Consider the following 19,977-nt stretch of genomic DNA (forward strand, 5'->3'; position numbering starts at 1 on the left):
GTGATGTCAGTTACTTCCTGATGAATTATTACAACTGGGAGCGACCGCATCAATTTAATGATGGTCTACCACCGGCAAAAGCCGAGAAATTAGCTAAAAAGGTGTCCGGGTTTTGTTGACCACTACAGATTCTAAATATTGCATTTAAAACCAGTTGATTCATTGTGGCAATATTGAAGTCATTTAGTTGGTCGTAAAATAAAGATATTTTTGGGACAAGTTTGAAAATTATAGTCACTCATATGATCTATGATAAACTTCCCCCCCCTTACTTGTTACGTCACTTCTAAAACAAATTGTATAGCATGTTAGATACCACTTTACTTTTGCTCTTCATTCCAACGTTTCTGGTGATTTCTGCCACACCGGGAATGTGTATGACCCTATCGCTCACGCTCGGTATGAGTATTGGCGTTCGACGCACCATGTATATGATGTGGGGAGAATTGATTGGTGTAGCACTGGTTTCAGTGTTGGCTGTGGTAGGCGTCGCCAGCATTATGCTGAATTACCCCTCGGCATTTTTGATTCTAAAGTATGGTGGCGGAGCTTACTTAATCTATCTTGGGATCCAGATGTGGCGCTCTAAGGGTAAAATGGCCATTAATTTGGGTAGCCAGTCCACCAAAACTGTGTCCGGCAGACAGCTGGCGATGCAAGGTTTTGTCACTGCAATCGCCAACCCCAAAGGCTGGGCTTTTACCGTTTCTTTATTGCCTTCATTTATCAATCCAGAGATACCGATGCCACCACAACTCGCAGCTCTGGTTGTCATCATATTGTTAAGTGAATTTACCTTTTTGATGCTCTATGCCTCCGGAGGAAAGACTTTAAGACGAGTGTTGCAACGCAGTGACAACGTTCGACTAATCAACCGGCTTTCCGGTAGTTTAATGATGGCAGTCGGTATCTGGTTAGCATTGGGTTAATGGTTAGAGCTTGCAACGTGCGGCTGCTATGCTCTTTTCCTTTTTCGAATACGTGTTTCCCAAAAAGCCACTAAAAGTAAACAAGTTAGAACGATACTACCTAGAGTCAGCATATCGATTTTGAAGGCTAATAATCCTGTTATAAACAAAGCAACTAGTCCGACATTGTGGGATAAAATGCTTTTGTGTAGCTCACTTACTCAACCTCCACTTGATGATGAATGCGATAATCGCTGGAACACCAAAGAGTAAAAGGAATATGGGCAACTCTTCTAGAAAAGTGTAACCTGCTTCATAAATCCCAACGGCCATATTCACCGCTGTAATGACAAACCAGACAGGGATAAAAGCGGTTAACCAGCCTTTGGTTTTTTCGGTGAAATAACCAGCTCCCCAGAAGATTAACAACAGAAGTATGCCAGAGGACATCATAATGATGGTATGCACTTTGATTTCTCCTTCGCCATTATTTGTTTATAAATTAACCATTTTTGGTGCATTACGCAAAATACTCCACGAATTGATAAAAAAGCCAGAGCTTATGCCCTGGCTTATAGTGACTAGCGCGTTGTATAACCTCCATTGGCGAATATGCATTGCCCGGTAATCCACCAGCCCTCTCCGGCCAGGAAGCGAACAATTGGTGCGATATCTTCAATGTGGGTTAAGCCTGTTTTGGTAAATTTACTTAGTGCCGCTGCTGATGAATGGTAGGCAACCGCTTCTTCAGATTCTTGACCATAGAAAAACGGCGTATCCATTGGACCAGGGCCGATAGCATTAACTGAAATACCTCGCTCTCCAAGTTCTTTAGATGCTGCGCGTGTAAAGTGCTCAATGGATGATTTAGCGCCGGGGTACACCGCATAATATCCTGTATAGGCTGCTAACAGCGATGTAACAATTGTGATGATTTTGCCCTTATCTCTGACTTTATCCCCCGCTTCTTTAAGGAAAAAGAATGCGGCTTTAGCGTTAACATCAAACATTTTGTCGTATTCTTCTTCACTAATTTCAGCAATAGGCTTCTTCAGAACCATGCCCGTTGTATTAATAGCAATATCGACGCCACCCAATTCCCTGTTTGCTTCGTCAAAAATACGCGCATTTTCGGATGGTTTCGTTAGATCTGCTTGAATAGCAATAGCGTCAGCTCCAGCTTTTTTGACTGCCTCGACTGTATCCATGGCATCCTCATGAGAGCTGTCGCTATGGTAATGGACGACGACGGCTTTAGCACCATTTTCAGCAAAGTCGCGACTAAGCAGGCCACCAAGGTTTTTTGCACCGCCACCAACCAAAACCACTTTGCCTTTAATTTCTTTCATAGAAGACATGAAACACTCCTTTATTTAACGTTGTGAGTAAATACAAAGTGAGTCTATCAGTGAATCATGAGTAGATAATGCTGTTTTTTATAGATAGACTGTACAAAAATTACGAACAATAGCAGTTCAATGGATAGAATTGACGCTTTAAAACTATTCGCATTAGTCGCAGAAACTGAGAGCTTTACCAAAGCCGCAGAGATAAGTAACAACCCAAGATCAACGGTTTCAGCTGTTGTCAAGCAGATAGAAGGCAAGTATGGGGTACGGCTACTGTATAGAACAACACGGCAAGTCACTTTGACGCATGAAGGCAAGGTACTGCTTGAAAGGAGCCAGCAGCTGATTGATGAGATGGAAGAAACAGAAAATATCTTCCGCCTTCACAACCACAATATTAGTGGCAAACTTAAAGTTGATGTACCCAGTCGAATAGGCGCCCGGATAATAGCCCCTAAGTTGTCAGGGTTCTTTGAGTTATACCCCAATATTCAGCTCGAACTGGGAGCCTCTGATCGCGCAGTGGATCTGGTGTACGAAGCTATCGATTGTGCTATTCGAGTAGGTGACTTAAATTCAAGTAGTTTAATTGCAAGACCTCTGGGAACATTTAAAATTATTAATTGTGCCAGCCCGGATTATCTTAGAAATTACGGAAAACCACAAAGCTTAGAGGATTTACACCATCACCGTATTGTCAGCTATTCTTCACCTATTTCAGGTGATACATCACCTTTTGAATACGTTAATGACAAGGGAGACGATAGCGAGTTTGAAATACAATCATCAATGACGGTGAATCATGCTGAAACCTATATCGCTTCAGCTATAGCAGGTTTGGGAATTATTCAAATCCCTGCTTTTGATGTGCAAGATCATATTGCAAACCAGCAGTTGCAGGAAGTATTGCCTGATTACCGGCCCCGGCCTATGCCAGTAAATGCCGTTTATCCGCACCGAAGACATTTATCACAAAGAGTTAGAGTATTTATTGAGTGGTTTACTAGTGTTATTGAGGATAAAGTTTCTTGAGACTTAATGCCATTTGTAGCTTTTACTTGTTAGATGCTTTGTTAGGTCGAATTTAGCTCACTGACCATGACGTAATATCCATCAGGATCACGAAGTGCGAACTCCTTCGTACTGGTGGCTGGATTTATTTGCGGTTCTGCTTCCAGTTCCGAAACAAGTTGACGAGCTCGACTGAGTGTTTCATCGAAATCATCTACTCTGAAAAATAAAAGGAGACCGTTTCCTGGAGTCGCGCTATGTGGACTTGTCAGCGAGGGGTGCTCATGGTCTCCCCATCTGTGTAGACAAATGAGAACAGTGCCATCGTCATCCAGAATTTGACCGAAATAGTCATGAGCTGGATCTGATTCAGGCTGGCCAAATAAAGACTGATACCATCTGTAACTTTTGGTAACGTCTGCAACTCCGATAATTGTCCAAGTTCGTTTCATTCTCTACCTCAATGGCAAATTGCAATGCAACCTTAATACGGGGCGATTATAGTCCAATAACGGACGTGAGCTCGTCGGTAACCGGTCTTCGGTACCCCCATTTAAGTGATTAGAGAGTTTCAGGAACAGCGTTGCAGTGACTCATTCAGACTTTTATTAAAACTCCACCAATCAAGGCCCTCACGAACTATTTGACCGACACATTAAGAGTGAAAAATAACCTAACGACCGGATTAAAAGGTTAGAACTTTTTGTACATGATATGTAGCCCTACAGAGCCATACTGTTTTGAATTAAATGCACCGGGAACCGTGCCTATAACGTCAAAGCCTAACGATAACCATAAATTTACAGCAGGCTTATTACTCTCGGTAACAGCGTTGAATTGCATGCCGTGATAACCTTCATTTTTCGCCCAGTTGACAGCGAACTCTCCTAATTTTCTACCGACTCGAAACCCTCTATATGATTCTGCCACCATAAAGCTTGCAGTGGCGATATGAGAGCCTGGCCCCATCTGATTCGGCCCCATCTTCGCTGTACCAAGGATTTCATCAGTGTCGCTTACGGCAACGACGGTATGATCAGGAGCTGGTTTAATCCAAATAGCACGAGCAAGATCTTGCCTAATATTATTGGGGTAAGTAAAGCTTTCCTGATCGCTACACACTTTCTCAATAATAGGCCATACGAGAGGCCAGTCTGTATCGGTAAAGGTTCTTATTTTAGTATTCAAGATATGTCCTTTCTGGCTATACCATACAAGTTTTAGATCGTAAGTCTGTTTAAGCAGACTGTATATCCTTTTTTCATTCCTGTGGCGGCCATTCCCCCCAAAACTCTTCAAGAACCGAGGAATGCGCAAAAGCAAGAACTTGAGCAATTCGGATAATTTTCTCTTTAAATAATAGTTATCGAGCCAAGTAACCTCCGTCGATATCTACCGCCTGGCCAGTAATAAAACTCGATTTGGATGAACATAACCAAAGTACGCAATCAGCGACCTCTTCCGGTTGTCCGAGTCGCTCCATTGGCTGGAGCTTTGAGAATTCTTCGAGTGTTTCAGGATCGTGATCGGTAATGCGATCCACCATTTCAGTATGGATGACTGCTGGACAAATGGCGTTGATTCGAACTGGGCGAGTAGCGTATTCGAGCGCGGCAGTTTTGGTCAGCTGGATGACGCCGCCTTTGGATGCACAATATGCCGGTAACTTCGGAAAGCCAACTTTACCGGCGATAGATGCCATATTAACTATGGTGCCACCATCATTTTTCAGTAACAGTGGTAGCTGGTACTTCATGCAGTGAAACACACCGGTCAGGTTTACTGCTAAGGTGCGCTCCCAGTTCTCGAAGGTACAATCGGCGGTTTCAGCCTGTTCTCCTTCTATCCCAGCATTGTTGAACGCGTAGTCGAGCCGTCCATATTGGGCATCTATTTCGCTTATCAGAAGCTTTACTGACTCATGATTAACCACATCAGCCTTTATAAACAGCGCTTCGTTACCTTTTTCACGGATTTCTGCAGCAACTGCTTCGCCCCGCTTTTCATCGAGGTCTGTTAAAATAACGATGTCACCTCGGGCAGCAAAAGCTTTCGCTGTGGCTTTACCTATCCCTGCACTGGCGCCCGTTACCAGTGCAATCCGTTTCGTTGTCTCGCTCATGGCCTCCTCCTTTGCTATTAAGCATTATTAATCAGTGTAATCCAATAGGACGACAGTGCCAAGTAATCAGATACTTGCAAATCAGGCTCATTTTATGACTAGTCTGTAGGGCTATCAGAGCCCTTTATATACACCTCAGGATTTGATTCAAACCGTTCTAGGCAACGCTTAGAGCAAAATGCATAACGGTGATTATTGTACTTAACAAAATGGACAGCACGCCATTCATCGACCCGCATTCCGCATACAGGATCTTTTACCCAAACATGCTTTTCTGCTTTCCTGTCTATTAACCTGCCATCTTCTAACCATAAAACACGATCAGCAATGTCCTCTACTCTAGGATCATGAGTGACAATAAGCACTGAAACGTTTTGCTCACGGGCAATATCATGCAGTAGCATCATGACCTCTAAACCAGACTGTGAATCTAGGTTACCAGTCGGCTCATCAGCTAGAATTAGCTTAGGTTGGTTGATTAAGGCTCGAGCAATGGCTGTTCGTTGCTTCTCTCCTCCTGACAAGATTTTTGGTAGAGCGTTACGTCGATTAGCTAAACCTAAAGTATTTAATAGTCGATCACAGCGTTTGTTTACCTCAACAGTGTCCTCTTTTGTCAAGCTTGATGGAAATAAAATGTTATCTTCTACCGTTAGTGCTTCCAATAAATTAAAAGACTGGAATATAAAACCGATGGTATGTGCTCTTACCTCTGACAGCTGTGTACTTTTCATTTGAGTGATATTGACTCCATCCAGCGTTATATTACCACTGTCTGGCGATAGCAAGCCGCCCAACATTGATAAGAATGTTGTTTTACCTGAGCCAGAAGGTCCCATAATCAGCAAAATCTCTCCCCTCTCAATGACTAATGATATATTATCCACAGCTTTAACACTGGCGATGCCAGAGCCGAATGTTTTTCTAATGTTTGAGACTTTAACGAGCCTTTCTTTCATTTTATTACCCATTCTGATAAACCAAAGCTGGATCTAGATGTAATATTTTAATTGCCGGATAGCCTGATCCAACGACTGCAGTCATAACAGCAAGTAACGCAGGTTGTAGTATTATCTTATTGGTCAGACTTAGTGATATTTGAGGAGCTACCAGAGGTATTATTAGCTCTAGAATATACAGTAAAACGAGAGCTACTAAATAAGCGAGTAAGGAAATTAGCGCTGATTGAAGAGCTACAGTCATGAGTAGTCTTCTATTAGTCGCTCCCATAGCTTTAATAATTGCAATTTCTTTTTGTTTTCTTAGAACAAGTGAATAACTGGCATAACCGATAATTAACGTTGCCAAACTTATACAAATTAATGTCATAATGAATATAATATCTACTCCCATTTGACTCGCCATTGCAAAGTCATTTCTTATAAATTCTTGATGAGATAAGACATTGACTTTATTAACTTCGGCCTGAATTTTTTTCAGTAGCAACTCAATATTAGTGCCCGGAGTCGAATCAACTAATAAATAAGAATATGTGCCAAATGAGCCGAGCGACCTTTCTAGTTTAGGCTTCAAAGTGAACAATACTGGGTTTGCCGTTGAATAGGTGCCTTCTGAGAATCCAACAATACGATATTTTTGATCAATTATTTGTATCAAGTCATTAATTTTAGTGTTATAAATGGTAGCAAGTTCGGCGGGTACAATAACTTCATCATCCGATTCCAGCATTCTTCCTTCTGTTATTTCCCAAGGTCCTGCACGGCTTTCTGCAGATAACAAACCAACGATAAAGCCGAACATTTTGTTGTCGTTTAAGTGGATTATACTGTTTACATAAATGAAGGGGGTCACCTGTTTTACCCCAGGTATTTCCTCTATTACGTCAGCCTTCCAGTCCCATACAAAGGACATTGCCATATGCATGTTAGATACCCCTTTTTGCATCACCCATATATCAGGTTTTACTTTTTGGGGATAAGCAACTATTTGCTCGGTTTCACCTTGCCATACGCCGGCAAAAAACATTGCCAACAGGAAAGAAAAGGCAATACCTAAAATGCTACTTAAAGTTTGCCCCTTATGAAACCAAAGTGATTTTAGCCCCCATTGAGTAACCATTTTACAATGCCTCATGTATTGGCGCTCTGTAACGCTATTACCGGATCGCACTTTCTTAGTATTAAGAAAGGTATAATTGAGCCGATGGAGGCGAATAGCAGCGTTAAACTACTGACCTTTAATAGCATTAATAGGTCGAAAACGACAAATAGGTAAACTGGTGCTATTGATTCTATAATTGAACTGATTATAAGCGCCAGACAAAGGCTAAGTGGAAATGCAAACAGTAATAAAAGTACAACATAGTAAACTGTATAGCTCACCAAAGCCTTCTCGCGAAAACCTAGTGCCTTAAGCACTGAAAAGTTGCGTTGGTTGCGGGCCATATTAGCGTACATTAGTAACCCTATGACCATAAGCATTAATATAAAGCCAACAAAAACCAAGACACCAATTATGGGCCCAAAAAAGTCTTTCCCCAGTTCTTGATCATTAAGAGCCAACTGCTCAGAGCTGAATACATCAATTTCCGGCACCTTTTGTTCTAATGCTTGACGTACACTTTTTATTGATTTGTCATCAGTGACATCAATGAGAATAAAACTCAACAAAGGAAATACGCTGAGATCGGGGGCTATTTCAGACTCAAGAAATAGATCGAGCACTCCATCGTAGGTGATAAAAGCAAATGGCATCATAAACGCTGCTTCTCTGGTAATACCGGTTATTACGAATTGGAAGTCTGAAACGATGAAGGGATCTCCCAGTTTAAGCGCGTATTTTTTTGCTAACGCTTGATCGAGAACAATTCCATTCCCCTCAGACTCTACCCTGCCAGATAATAAGTTTGAAGGTCCTCCTGATGAGTCGAATACAATAAGATAAACTGGTGTTTGTCTGCCTTGTTTATTGTATATTATCGGTAAAGTCGTAATCGGATGAGTCGCTTTTACCCCTGGAGCGGAATCCACTTTTTGACGTACCAACTGTGGGATAACTGAGCGAGTTGCAATAAAGTTTTTTACCTCCTTTTGTACCGCAACCAGATCCGAACCACGGTTTAACACTATATTCTTTAGTTGCAGGTATTGACCTTGCTCAAACCCTTTAAGAATAATAATAACCGCGATGGCTGCGGCTAAGGCCAAAACCGTAATAACAGTGTTAGCTTTGCCACAGGCAAGTTGGCGGTAAACCAGTTTTAGCATACCGAGCCCTAGCTATTACATATCACTAAAGCGTTGAGCATCACGACTCATCCGCATCGCTTCGTTCTGCTCTAATTCCACCAGCTGCTCCATTAATTCCTGAGTCTCGGGAATTTGAGCCTGATTTAATAAATAACGATATAGTTCAATGATTTGATTGTTGACTCCGGTAACCAAGTGTAGGATGTCCCCTACGGACATGTTAATGAATGGTTCGTCACACACATCATGTAACTTTATAGGAGCCCTATTTACATACTCTAATACCCAGGTGTTCAAAGCTGTAATGTTTCCTTCTTCTTCAATTTTTTGGATGGTATGTTCCAGTCGCTGTTCATGTTCAGCGAGGTAATCCAATAGCATCTTTGAGCGAATACTTTCTGACTTGTCGCTACAGTGATGTAAGCAGTCTGTCAATTGCTTGTGTGCCTGCTGGGTCCAGTGAAGTACATCTTTTATGGTTTCGGCTTGCATAAATCTATTCCTCTAGTACAAAATAATTGAGTGGTGATCGCTGACCAGATGCCAGGCATAAGCTTGACAGTTTTGAGGCACTATAATAAAAAAATTGAACTGAAAAGCTCATTTTTTGTTTTTCTCCTTACCGGGCGGCACCCTGTGGCAGCTCCATGGTTCGTGGGTTGCGTTGTCCTTAACGTTTTGATCGACAAACCGATAATAACCTTCTTTAAACCGCGTCCACCAATCATGACTAACTTTTATTGCTCTCCTCTCCAATATTTCCTCAATGCCATCAATACTAATGCGCGAGGCATCATAGGCCAGATTAAGCACCAAGGAATCAGTATCAAACGAGACGTCATCAAGACCAAATAATTGAGAGATCTCCGCTATTGCATCTTCAATATTAGCTAAATGAGACGACTCTAGCTTGAGATGGCGTACAACTAGATTCACTGCGGATACATCTGGCGGCTTTTCACTATTTCTCATCGCTTACCTCTATGATGCTTGTTGAATTCTGAGTTTTTCTTTGTGCGAATGAATAACCATTCGCCAATAGCTATCAGGAGCATTGCCAATGCAGCAACGTATATTACAAAAGGGTCTGTACCCAGCTTAACCCAAACAATCCCACTTAGAGCGATAAAGTTTAAAACAATGGCCGTTGCGGGGACCCAACCTCTAGCGTTAACTTCTACCTTCAGATAGCGTAATACTCCCCAGTGAATAGCAATATCCATGATCAAATAGAAAATAATACCTAATGCCGCGATTCGGGATAGGTCAAAAAATAAGGTTAACAAAAGCCCTAGAACGACAGTGTATACGAGAGTGTGCTTCTGAATAGATCCGGGCATGCCGAAATGACTATGGGGAACCAGTTTCATTTCTGTCAACATTGCTAACATTCTGGAGACGGCAAAAATACTTGCCAATATGCCGCCAGCTGTTGCTAGCATGGCTATGGCGACTGTAAACCATACGCCGTACTCCCCAAGAGCAGGCCGTGCGGCGGCTGCAAGCGAGTAATTTCTGGATGCGATAATTTCTTCAAGAGATAGATTACTGGCAACAGCAAACCCGACTAAGGTATAGATAACAACGCAGGAAGCAATTGAGATTATAATGGCTCGACCAATGTTTTTGTGTGGATTGATCACTTCAGAGCCGCTATTAGTAATTGTGGTGAAGCCTTTAAAAGCTAAAATACCAAGTGCGGTCGCACCAAGAAAGTTACTGGTGGCCCCTGCTTCGTCTACAGTTTCGAATTTAAAACTAAGACTGTCAGCAACCCAGACTCCGACCAAGCCAAAAATCAAAATCCCCACTATTTTTAATATCCCAATAGAGCCAGCAACGCCTTGAATCAGGCGATTACCCAAAAGGTTAATGGTGAAGGCAGATAAAATGAGAAAGGCACCAAGCATCGGCACCCAGTATCCACTCTGATCGCCGCCAAATAACTGCATTGTGTAGGCGCCAAAGGTACGAGCCAGAAAGCTTTGCGCTATTACCATTGAAAAGTACATCAATAATGCATTGAATGCCGTCGGTAATCGGTTACCATAGGCTTTGTGGAGATACATACCAATGCCACCGGCTGATGGGTAGGCATTCGATATTTTGATATAAGAGTAGGCACTGAAGGCGACTATAATGGCAGCAGCAAGAAACGCCAATGGGAATAATGCCCCGGTCATTTCGGCCATTTGACCGGTTAATGCAAAAATACCGGCACCAATCATGACACCAGTGCCTAACATCACTGTTCCAGCTAGAGTTAGGCTTCCTTTATCGTAATATGTTTTACGGTCCTGTTCGTTCGGCATAGCTTAACTACTTTAGTTGCAATTGTTGAATAGAGACAGTATTTAGCGGAACTGTAAGTAATTAAACCAACCACTAAACACTGACAGTTGACATCATCACTTCTGGTGTTTATGTCGTTGGCTTTTACTTGCTTCAGATTGATGTTCCATCATTTGCCCCATCATCATCTGCATCATACCCATTCGATTTTCCATCATTTGCATTCGCTTCTTCATATCCATATTCTCCACTTGTGATGGCTTGCCTCTACCCTCGCTCATTGACATGCCTTTATTCATCATCTGCATGCCTTGATGCATCTCTTGCATGTGCTTCTGCATCAGCTGCATATGTTGGTCAGGATCTTTTTCAGATTTGGCTTCTTTCATAGTGGCGCGCATCTTTTGCATATGCTTGTGCATGGCCATCATTTCTTCATGGCTCATCATATGCATCATCATATTGTCTTCCATATCCATGTGTTTTTTTTCATCTTTAGCAAACACTGGGGATATGCTCATTGCAATAACACAAATAGCTATTAAAAGTGTTTTCATGATTTTCTCCTTGTAAATTTCGAATTTGAGCGATTGTTAGCTTAAATAGGTGAACATAGTTAACGCACTAAGGCGCGTCTAGTTTTTGCAACCTGTAGTCTTTTCTGACTTGAACAGCAATAGACAGAGTAAAATAATAGCTTGAAAGGCGACACCGGCTGAGGTTCGATGAGTTACTGGCCGATAAGAGAGGGAATGATCTGGGATTATTGGTTAGTACCAGTGAAAGCTTGAAATGCATTTGGTCATTTACGCTATGAGGAGAAGTTTCAGGCCAAAATGAAACCGAGGCTATAATAGTTAATATAGCCAGACTTGTTAAAACGAACATCCAAGTTTCAAGAGCATAACTGGTATGCACTCTTAGCCTCCTTCTACTTCGCCTTATTTGCTTACACCTTCAGCATACGGCTTTCATATCACTAAAATGTGGTATGAATTTTAACAGATGAAGTCAACACTATTTTGATACAAATCAATATCCTGATTAATACATCAAGATCACTATACATCTCCTGGTATTGTATGTAAAAATGCTAAAGCATCCCTGCCTGCGTTATTATGACCAGTGAATGCGCACAACTTTCCATGCACCGCCTATCTTTTTCAAGACTAAGGTCTCGATAGAAACTTTATCAATCTTGGTATCTTTATATTGACCTGTAACCTTCGAGCGAGAGCTTGATATGGCAATATCACCATCAACCATGATATTTCTCTCAATCAGCTTTACCTTCATGTGAGATAAAAACTTAATATCAGATTTCATATGGTGACTGGCATACTCGGCCAGAGAACGCTCGGCACCACTGCCCTCAAAAATCAGAACGTCATCACTGAGAATAGATTTGATAGTATCTGTATCGCCATTTGAGAGAGCCTGGTGCAGTTGTTCAACGACTTTGCCAACGGCAGAGTCTGTGCCAACGAATAGGTTTTGTTCTGTTGGCTTTTTATCACCATGAGCTATTACACTGCTGGATAAGCCTAGTAGCAATGCGATGGACAATATTTTTAATAGTTTCATTTAAGGATCCTTAATGGTTAATACCGATTGTTGTTGTAAGAATTGCGGTTACTGCTAATACGATGTAACCGATAGCTTTTTCAATAATTATAGAGCGAGCAGCCTCTTGCTGACTCGCTAGCCCTCTCTTGAGTTTATGGCCAAGAATGACTTTGTGATAGGCAGCAAAACCAAGCATCATCGAGACTAAAGTTAACTTTACGATGATGGTCGTTAAGTACTCAGTCGATATCGTTTGCTCTGGCGCTATCATCAAGATATAAACCAGCCCTGCCCCGGCAATAACAAGCAAACTAACCAGTATCAGACCGAATGTTGAATAGCTCTCTAATAACGTGGCAGTGTCTTTTTTATCGGATAAGGCTACTGCCTTTGCCAGAGGTCTTAACGAACCAATCCAGGCGAAAGCAACCCATACATGAACAAACAAGGCTACTTTCCAATACCATGCCAGTTCGGCGACATGACCGATAGCAGTAAACGAAAATATGCAAAGTATGGCACCAAGCAGTAAGAGCAGGCTGCCTGGCAGTTTAAGCTTTTCAAATCTGTTATAAGGCAGCGCTAAGCTTAAGATTACTACGCTTAGGCCTACAGTTCGATAAACCAATACATCACCGTTACCCGTAGTGAGTAGCATTTGCATGATGTCGGGATTAAACATACCGGCTAAGCCCGTTTGTGTAAACGAGCCTACCTGCACAAAAAAATAAATCACAGTAGAGGTGAGGCCAATAATAAGCATAAGAAACGAATGCTTTAGATCAGCTCTAATCAATAACTTTCTACGAAACAAAGTTATAAACAAGTTTGAGAATACCGCCATTACTCCTAAATATGCTCCAAACTTAAGCACAATGGAGGAAGCGCCCCAAATATCTATACTCATTACAGTGAGCGCTCTATTTGGATTTAACTGTAAAGGTCAAACTCTCAACCATTTTGTGTGCGTCACTGCCCATTGCCGTCCACTCAAAGCGGTATTCACCATCAGACAATTCTGGCAACTGGATGTTAAAGTCTGATTCTGGAGAATAATCAGGTTTATAGTCGAGTTCGAGAGCTTTACTGTCACTATTAAATAAAGCAACTCTCACCAACCTGACGCTCTTGGAATATTGTATTTCGACAGTTCCAGGACTGGAGTCCAATGCGGCATTATTTGATGGTTCTGTATTGACCACCTTAATGTGTGCCTGTGCGGTATTGCTAATTAGCAAAGTCAGTGCGCAAAATGTCATAAACACGATTTTTTTCATAATATTCACCTTATAAATTGAGTGATTTCTTTTTCCACAAATAAAAGACTGCAGGTATAACAAGCAGCGTTAATAACACGGCGCTAACCATGCCGCCGACCATCGGCGCTGCTATACGGCTCATGACTTCAGAGCCGGTACCTGTACCGTAAAGAATGGGCAGTAGACCAACGATAATCGCTGCTGCCGTCATCATGACCGGTCTGACGCGCTGCCCTGCTCCTTGATTTACAACCTCTTTCAGCTGTTCGAGAGTTAACGAAGCCCTATCACTTTCTGCTCTTGTCAGCATATCCTTATATGCCTGATTAAGATAAACCAGCATGATGACACCGATTTCGACAGCTACACCGGCTAACGCAATAAATCCGACACCTACGGCTACTGAAAAATTAAAGTTCTGGATATACATCAGCCAGATACTGCCGACCATGGCCAGCGGCAAAGTACCCATGATGATGGCTACTTCGGCGAAACTTCTAAAGTTCAGAAACAGTAGCAATACGATGATTCCTAAGGTTAACGGCACGACATACGTCAGTTTTTCTTTCGCCCTGAGCATGTACTCATATTGCCCTGACCAGTTAATGGCATAACCCGGAGGAAGCTCGAGCTGCTCAGATACTATCTGCTGCGCCTGGCTGACATAGCTACCTAAGTCCACGCCTTCGATGTCGACTAAAGTCCAGCCGTTAAGACGCGCATTTTCACTTTTGATCCCAGGCGGACCATCTTTAATTCGAATATCAGCGATATCTCCCAAAGCTACTAATTGCTTATTCGGTGTGACGATGGGTAGCTCAGCAAGTTTTTCCGGCGAATTACGATACTCCTGTGGGTAGCGCAAATTAATCGGGTAACGCTCCAGACCTTCAACCGAATATGAAATATTCATACCACCAATAGCGGTGCCGATAACGCTCTGGATTTGCTTTATACTTAAACCAAACCTGGCAGCACTGACTCTATCAATATCGATATCAATATAGCGTCCTCCAGCTACTCGCTCCGAATAAACGGAAGATGTTCCAGGAACATCTTTTAAGATAGTTTCCAGCTGTTTCCCAATCGTTTCAATGGTCGATAACTCGGGGCCAGAAACTTTAATACCAACCGGCGTTTTAATACCTGTGGCCAACATATCGATTCTAGTTTTGATCGGCATAACCCAGGCATTAGTAAGCCCCGGAAACTTAACTAAGTTGTTGAGCTCATCTTTGAGCGAACCGGTCGTCACGCCTTCACGCCATTCAGACTTCGGTTTAAATTGAATAAAAGTTTCGATCATAGTCAGAGGCGCTGGGTCGGTAGCCGTTTCCGCTCGCCCAATTTTACCAAACACGGTTTTCACTTCGGGGACGGTCTTAATGAGTCTATCCGTTTTGTGCAAAATTTCTCGGGCTTCACCGATAGACAAGCTTGGATAAGTGGTTGGCATATACATCAGATCACCCTCATCCAGTGGTGGGATAAACTCGGTTCCAATTTTATTGACTGGCCATATTCCTACCAATAAGATAACTAAAGCACCCAATAGAACAGCCTTGGGGTACTTCAGGGCAGCTCTTAACGCAGGCCTATATAGATAGGTTAAAACCTTGTTTACGGGGTTATCATGTTCCGCTTTGATTTTGCCCCTTACAAAGTACCCCATCAGTACGGGGACCAGTGTCACCGCTAATGCCGCTGAAGCCGCCATGGCATAGGTTTTTGTAAATGCCAGTGGTGAGAACATTCGCCCTTCCTGTGCTTCGAGGGTAAAGACCGGCACAAAACTCACAGTAATAATGAGCAGGCTGAAAAATAATGCAGGCCCTACTTCTTTGGCTGATTTATAGACCACTTCCCATCGGTTTTTTGAGGTTAAAGGTGTCCGCTCCATATGCTTGTGCATGTTTTCGATCATGACGATGGCGCCATCAATCATGGCTCCGATGGCTATGGCAATCCCGCCCAGCGACATAATATTGGCGTTTAGCCCCTGAAGTTTCATTACAATAAATGCGGCAAGAATGCCTATGGGTAAGCTTAAAATAGCCACTAGCGATGAGCGGATATGGAACAGGAAAAGCATACAAACGAGAGCCACCACAGCAAACTCTTCCAGCAGCTTATGCCACAGGTTTGTAACCGCCTCTTCAATCAAACCGGAGCGATCATAAACGGTGACCACCTCTACGCCATTGGGCAAACCTTTCTTTAATTTTGCGAGCTTCGTTTTCACTCCATCAATCGTCTCTTGTGCATTCTCACCATAACGCATGACGACAATGCCGCCGACAACTTCACCCTGTCCATTAAGATCCGCTATGCCCCGCCTCATCTGGGGGCCGGTCGAAATCTCAGCCACATCACCTAAAAGTAATGGCGTTCCTTGCTGATTGACGCCTAAAGGTAGGTTTCTCAGATCGTCCGTGCTCTTAATATAGCCGCTTGTTCGGACCATATACTCGGCTTCAGCGAGTTCTACGACAGATGCACCAACTTCCTGATTACCCTCCTGGATCGCTACTTTGATCAGGTTGAGCGGCAAATTAAGAGCTCTTAGCTTGTCAGGATCGACCTTTACCTGGTACTGCTTAATCATGCCGCCAACCGGAGCGACTTCCGATACTCCGGGCACCGTCTGTAGTTCATATTTCAGGAACCAGTCCTGTATCGAACGCAGCTCACTTAAATCATGCTGCCCCGTTTTATCAACCAGTGCATACAGGTAGACCCAACCAACGCCTGTTGCATCAGGTCCAAGTTGTGGCTTTGCAGTGTCGGGGAGATTCGGTGCGACTTGGCTTAAGTATTCCAGCACACGACTTCTGGCCCAATACAAGTCAGTGTCATCATCAAAAATGACATAGACATAAGAGTCGCCGAAAAACGAGAAACCTCGAACTGTCTTTGCGCCAGGTACTGAGAGCATTGCTGTGGTCAACGGATAGGTCACCTGATCTTCAACCACTTGCGGCGCTTGTCCGGGGTAGCTGGTTTTAACGATGACCTGAACGTCGGATAAGTCCGGTAAAGCATCCACCGGCGTATTTTTAAACGAGTAAATCCCGCCAACAGCGATGATCGCTGTGACCATCAGCACCAGAAAGCGATTATTAATCGACCACTTGATGATTTGATTAATCATTCTGGTGCTCCTCAGTTTCTTTATCGTGAATCATTGTGATAAAGAATCCCTCGTCCCTGATTTCAAACATGAAGTTTATCGTTGCACCAACGGTCAAGCTCGAAACATCAATAGACTCATCCAGTTTGAAGTCCATTGTTGCAGGGCCACGGTTCCATTTTGGAATGGCATCCCTTGAAATATTTACGGTGTTATTGTCGTGATTTATCGCATTTACTACGCCATCAACCCTTGCCTTTGGCACTTCTTTTGTTTTATTTTTGGCACTGGAGAAACGCTTAAAGTCTGATTCGATACTTGATTCAGAGTCAATTAAAAATTGACCGCTCAGCACAACCTCATCGCTTTCCTGTAAACCTTCTATTACCTCAACAGCTTGATCCGTCACACGACCGGTTTTGACATTAACGGATTTATACTTGCCCTCTTCTAAAGCTACGACAACTCTATTACTGCTTTCGGTTCTTATCAGAGCCTGATTAGGTATTTGCAGAACCGAGTTTCTCGACTGGCTATTGATGGTGACTTCAGCAAACATATTTGGTTTCAGGAATTGGTCAGGGTTCTTAAACTCCAATCGAACCTTAGCCGCACGGTTCGTTGGATTGACCATCGGGTACACATAGTCGACCGTTCCCACCCATTCCTTTTGAGGTAAATATTTCAGTGTCATTGTCGCTTTTTGTCCCTCAACAACAAAAGGAAGTTGTCGCTCGAATAACTCAACATCGACCCAGACGGTGTCCAGATTACCTATCGTCATGAGACGAGTCCCTGGCTTGATGTAGAAGCCTTCCCGTACATTGAGATTATCAATCAGGCCATCGAACTTGGCATAAAAAGTGACATTCTGAATTGGCTGTCGAGTTTTATTCAACTTTCTTAGCTCTGTCACACTGAACTCCAGCGACTGCAAACGCTGTTTTGCGGCGTTTAACAAGCTTTGATTGTTACGTTTTTTGGCTAACAGGTACTCTTCTTGCGCATTAACCAGTGCTGGAGAATATAGCTTGTAGAGAGGTTGCCCAGCTTTGATAAACTGCCCGTTGTGGCTGACATACAGTCGCTCAACCCAACCTTCTGTCCGAGAATGAATATGGCCCAGTGTTGTTTCGTCGTAATTAATGTAACCTACCGTTCTTATATTGCTCTTCAAAGGAGCTTTGGTAACCTTACCGGTTTTAACACTTAAGTTATTAATGATGTTTGGATGAATTTTTACGGTTCCAGGACTATCTTCAGCATCACCGTTTTCCTCATAAACTGGCACCAGGTCCATACCCATTGGAGACTTGCCGGGCTTGTCTCGTTTGTAACTTGCATCCATTGGTGCAACCCAGTATAGAGGTTTCTTTTCAGACGGCTCTTCACTGCTGGTTGTTTCACCCTGAAGTTGTTTCATTACAACTGCAGTGATAAGAGCGCCCACCACAATACCTATTAATACCGTAATGACAGTCTTTTTATTCATTGCTATCTCCAGCTGCTTTTTTAAACGTGCTTAAGTTGGAATTGATGCCTATATGAGCGAGCAACTCTTTTGATGATTCGGCCTGATAGTAATTCGCCCTGAGTTTGGCTTTCTGGATCTCGACGGCAATATCTAACACGGTTAACTGTGCATTGACTTCATCAATTCTGGCTCTGACTAACTCAGCAAAATCTGCTTCATTGTTACTATAAGCAGTCATTGATGCTTCCCCCTGCAGGAATATCTGGGGGAATATTTTATTTCTATACAAGTTCAGTCGTTTATTTAAACTATCAAGCCGTGAGATCTGGGTGTCGTAACCAGCCACCAGCTTGTTGATAATTAACGCCCTTTCTTCTCGTCGCGACTCTTTTTTATAGACCGCTGCTTCTACTTCTTTATCCTGTTTATTTTCCGTGAATAGTGGTATGTCAAAGCTCACCCCAAGGCTGAAAAAATCAGGTCGCTCTTCTCCACCGGGCGCATCATTCCTGAGTCCATAGCTACCGCTAAGTGTAAACTGAGGTTTATACCCCTGCTTCTTTAAATCCACCATCTTGGCTGATGATGCGATGCTATGATCCATGGCCACAACAAGGGGGTGCTTTTGTGCTGCCCCCTTTTTATTGAGCAGCTGTATGCTTGGCAGGTCTGAACTAAAGTAATTGGTTTGCGTAGTGTTCCCGTCATGACTAAGGTAACTTTGTGGCAGTGGCATATATTCGCTAAGCTTACGAATCGACCTATGCAAGTTATCTTCATGGACGGTAATTTGGTCATCCAGCTTCGACAACTCCAAATCCGCGCGAACTAACTCCTGCTGGCTACTGCTCTGAATAGCTGTCCGGTAGTTAATTTCCGCGGCTTCTTTAAGTTCCTGAAAGAGATGTTTTTTGTTTCGGATGAGTTCGATGCTTTTCTGAGCCTTATAAGCGTCAAGCCAGATCGAGCCGACTTGCATCATTAATTGTGTTTTGCGGTTTGCTCTCAGGTAAGGTTGAACGCCGGCCTGTAAATTTTTTATATCACCCTTTAACTCCAGCGAGTCACCTCTTGCGAAAGTCTGGCTCAGGCCTAGCTTAAACTGTGTCATTGGCTGACTATTGAAACTAAAGTCATCAACGGGCAAGTTTGCCATGCTAACTGAGGCTTTGGGATCAGGTAAACTTGATGCTGCCAGCCCCTCTGACAGTAAAGACTTTTCCTGGTACTGACTTTTCTTTAACCAGGGGTCATTCTCTATCGCCATGACTAAAGTTGACTCCAGGCTATAACCGTAACCATTCGTACTGGCTATTGCTGTTGCCTCTTTGCTCCACTGTAAACATAATGCCGATAATAAAATGACAAAAAACTTTATACGCATAATGGGTTCTCTTGAGTAATTAACTTAGTAAGCGCATGCCTACGCTCCCTAGATTCAGACAGATCGATAACGCTATTTAATCGAAAAGCCTATCTACGATGGATAGATCTATCCTGGGTTAACTCAAGATGGGGGGTTTATATAAAGTATCTACTTGAAATGAATAGAGGGGGGATTTTAGAACCCAGACGGGTTCTGATTTTTGTACAGCAGTATTTGAAGAGTCAAGTGGAGCCTGCATTAGCGCTATACAGCCAGCCATAGTGCAGCTGG

General features: G+C 42.9%; 20 protein-coding genes. 2 read left to right on the plus strand and 18 right to left on the minus strand.

Annotated elements, in window-relative coordinates:
* Nucleotides 1-305: 305 nt before the first annotated feature.
* Entirely contained in the window at nt 306-929 is a 624-nt protein-coding gene (locus H7708_RS01930; RefSeq protein WP_223668786.1) for a LysE family translocator, read from the plus strand.
* 192 nt (nt 930-1,121) lie between these two features.
* Here the strand turns inward: H7708_RS01930 and H7708_RS01935 are convergent, their stop codons facing one another.
* Nucleotides 1,122-1,376 carry a hypothetical protein gene (locus H7708_RS01935; RefSeq protein WP_223668787.1) on the minus strand — a complete coding sequence of 85 codons (255 nt, stop codon included), beginning with the start codon at nt 1,374-1,376 and terminating at the stop codon, nt 1,122-1,124.
* Nucleotides 1,377-1,489: 113 nt separating this feature from the next.
* On the minus strand, nt 1,490-2,266 hold the full coding sequence (locus H7708_RS01940) for an SDR family oxidoreductase (RefSeq protein WP_223668788.1): 777 nt from the start codon (nt 2,264-2,266) through the stop codon (nt 1,490-1,492).
* A 120-nt stretch (nt 2,267-2,386) separates the two neighbouring features.
* Between H7708_RS01940 and H7708_RS01945 the strand changes: the two genes are divergently transcribed.
* Nucleotides 2,387-3,289: a LysR family transcriptional regulator gene (locus H7708_RS01945; protein ID WP_223668789.1), complete on the plus strand. Its 903-nt coding sequence runs from the start codon at nt 2,387-2,389 to the stop codon at nt 3,287-3,289.
* 41 nt (nt 3,290-3,330) lie between these two features.
* Here H7708_RS01945 and H7708_RS01950 read toward each other — a convergent pair whose 3' ends face one another.
* The 16 genes from H7708_RS01950 to H7708_RS02025 form a co-directional block, all read right to left on the minus strand.
* Nucleotides 3,331-3,720 (minus strand): VOC family protein, encoded by a 390-nt coding sequence (locus H7708_RS01950; RefSeq protein WP_223668790.1) that lies wholly within the window; start codon nt 3,718-3,720, stop codon nt 3,331-3,333.
* A gap of 241 nt (nt 3,721-3,961) precedes the next feature.
* A complete protein-coding gene (locus H7708_RS01955) occupies nt 3,962-4,456 on the minus strand; it encodes a GNAT family N-acetyltransferase (RefSeq protein ID WP_223668791.1) in 495 nt (164 codons plus the stop codon).
* A gap of 175 nt (nt 4,457-4,631) precedes the next feature.
* Complete coding sequence (locus H7708_RS01960) at nt 4,632-5,390, minus strand: glucose 1-dehydrogenase (RefSeq protein ID WP_223668792.1); 759 nt, start codon at nt 5,388-5,390, stop codon at nt 4,632-4,634.
* Between the two features lie 98 nt (nt 5,391-5,488).
* A complete protein-coding gene (locus tag H7708_RS01965) occupies nt 5,489-6,361 on the minus strand; it encodes an ATP-binding cassette domain-containing protein (protein WP_223668793.1) in 873 nt (290 codons plus the stop codon).
* Complete coding sequence (locus H7708_RS01970; RefSeq protein ID WP_223668794.1) at nt 6,354-7,469, minus strand: ABC transporter permease; 1,116 nt, start codon at nt 7,467-7,469, stop codon at nt 6,354-6,356. Before H7708_RS01970 ends, H7708_RS01965 begins: the two co-directional genes overlap by 8 nt.
* An 11-nt stretch (nt 7,470-7,480) precedes the next feature.
* A complete protein-coding gene (locus H7708_RS01975; protein ID WP_223668795.1) occupies nt 7,481-8,617 on the minus strand; it encodes an ABC transporter permease in 1,137 nt (378 codons plus the stop codon).
* Between the two features lie 15 nt (nt 8,618-8,632).
* Nucleotides 8,633-9,091, minus strand: a complete 459-nt coding sequence (locus H7708_RS01980; RefSeq protein WP_223668796.1) for an ATPase — start codon at nt 9,089-9,091, stop codon at nt 8,633-8,635.
* A 108-nt stretch (nt 9,092-9,199) separates the two neighbouring features.
* Complete coding sequence (locus H7708_RS01985; protein WP_223668797.1) at nt 9,200-9,571, minus strand: cation transporter; 372 nt, start codon at nt 9,569-9,571, stop codon at nt 9,200-9,202.
* Complete coding sequence (locus H7708_RS01990) at nt 9,568-10,911, minus strand: APC family permease (protein WP_223668798.1); 1,344 nt, start codon at nt 10,909-10,911, stop codon at nt 9,568-9,570. The genes H7708_RS01985 and H7708_RS01990 overlap by 4 nt, the downstream gene beginning before the upstream one ends.
* 96 nt (nt 10,912-11,007) lie before the next feature.
* Nucleotides 11,008-11,448: a hypothetical protein gene (locus H7708_RS01995; protein ID WP_223668799.1), complete on the minus strand. Its 441-nt coding sequence runs from the start codon at nt 11,446-11,448 to the stop codon at nt 11,008-11,010.
* A gap of 559 nt (nt 11,449-12,007) precedes the next feature.
* Nucleotides 12,008-12,475, minus strand: coding sequence for a YybH family protein (locus H7708_RS02000; protein WP_223668800.1), 468 nt, complete (start codon nt 12,473-12,475; stop codon nt 12,008-12,010).
* A gap of 10 nt (nt 12,476-12,485) precedes the next feature.
* Nucleotides 12,486-13,220 (minus strand): copper resistance D family protein, encoded by a 735-nt coding sequence (locus H7708_RS02005; protein ID WP_223668801.1) that lies wholly within the window; start codon nt 13,218-13,220, stop codon nt 12,486-12,488.
* Nucleotides 13,221-13,377: 157 nt separating this feature from the next.
* Nucleotides 13,378-13,734 carry a copper resistance CopC family protein gene (locus tag H7708_RS02010; RefSeq protein WP_223668802.1) on the minus strand — a complete coding sequence of 119 codons (357 nt, stop codon included), beginning with the start codon at nt 13,732-13,734 and terminating at the stop codon, nt 13,378-13,380.
* Nucleotides 13,735-13,744: 10 nt separating this feature from the next.
* Nucleotides 13,745-16,867, minus strand: a complete 3,123-nt coding sequence (locus H7708_RS02015) for an efflux RND transporter permease subunit (protein WP_223668803.1) — start codon at nt 16,865-16,867, stop codon at nt 13,745-13,747.
* Nucleotides 16,860-18,338 (minus strand): efflux RND transporter periplasmic adaptor subunit, encoded by a 1,479-nt coding sequence (locus H7708_RS02020; RefSeq protein WP_223668804.1) that lies wholly within the window; start codon nt 18,336-18,338, stop codon nt 16,860-16,862. The genes H7708_RS02015 and H7708_RS02020 overlap by 8 nt, the downstream gene beginning before the upstream one ends.
* Nucleotides 18,331-19,704, minus strand: a complete 1,374-nt coding sequence (locus tag H7708_RS02025; protein WP_223668805.1) for a TolC family protein — start codon at nt 19,702-19,704, stop codon at nt 18,331-18,333. Before H7708_RS02025 ends, H7708_RS02020 begins: the two co-directional genes overlap by 8 nt.
* Nucleotides 19,705-19,977 lie beyond the last annotated feature (273 nt).

The organism is Kangiella shandongensis (genome assembly GCF_020005365.1).
Lineage (GTDB): Bacteria > Pseudomonadota > Gammaproteobacteria > Enterobacterales > Kangiellaceae > Kangiella > Kangiella shandongensis.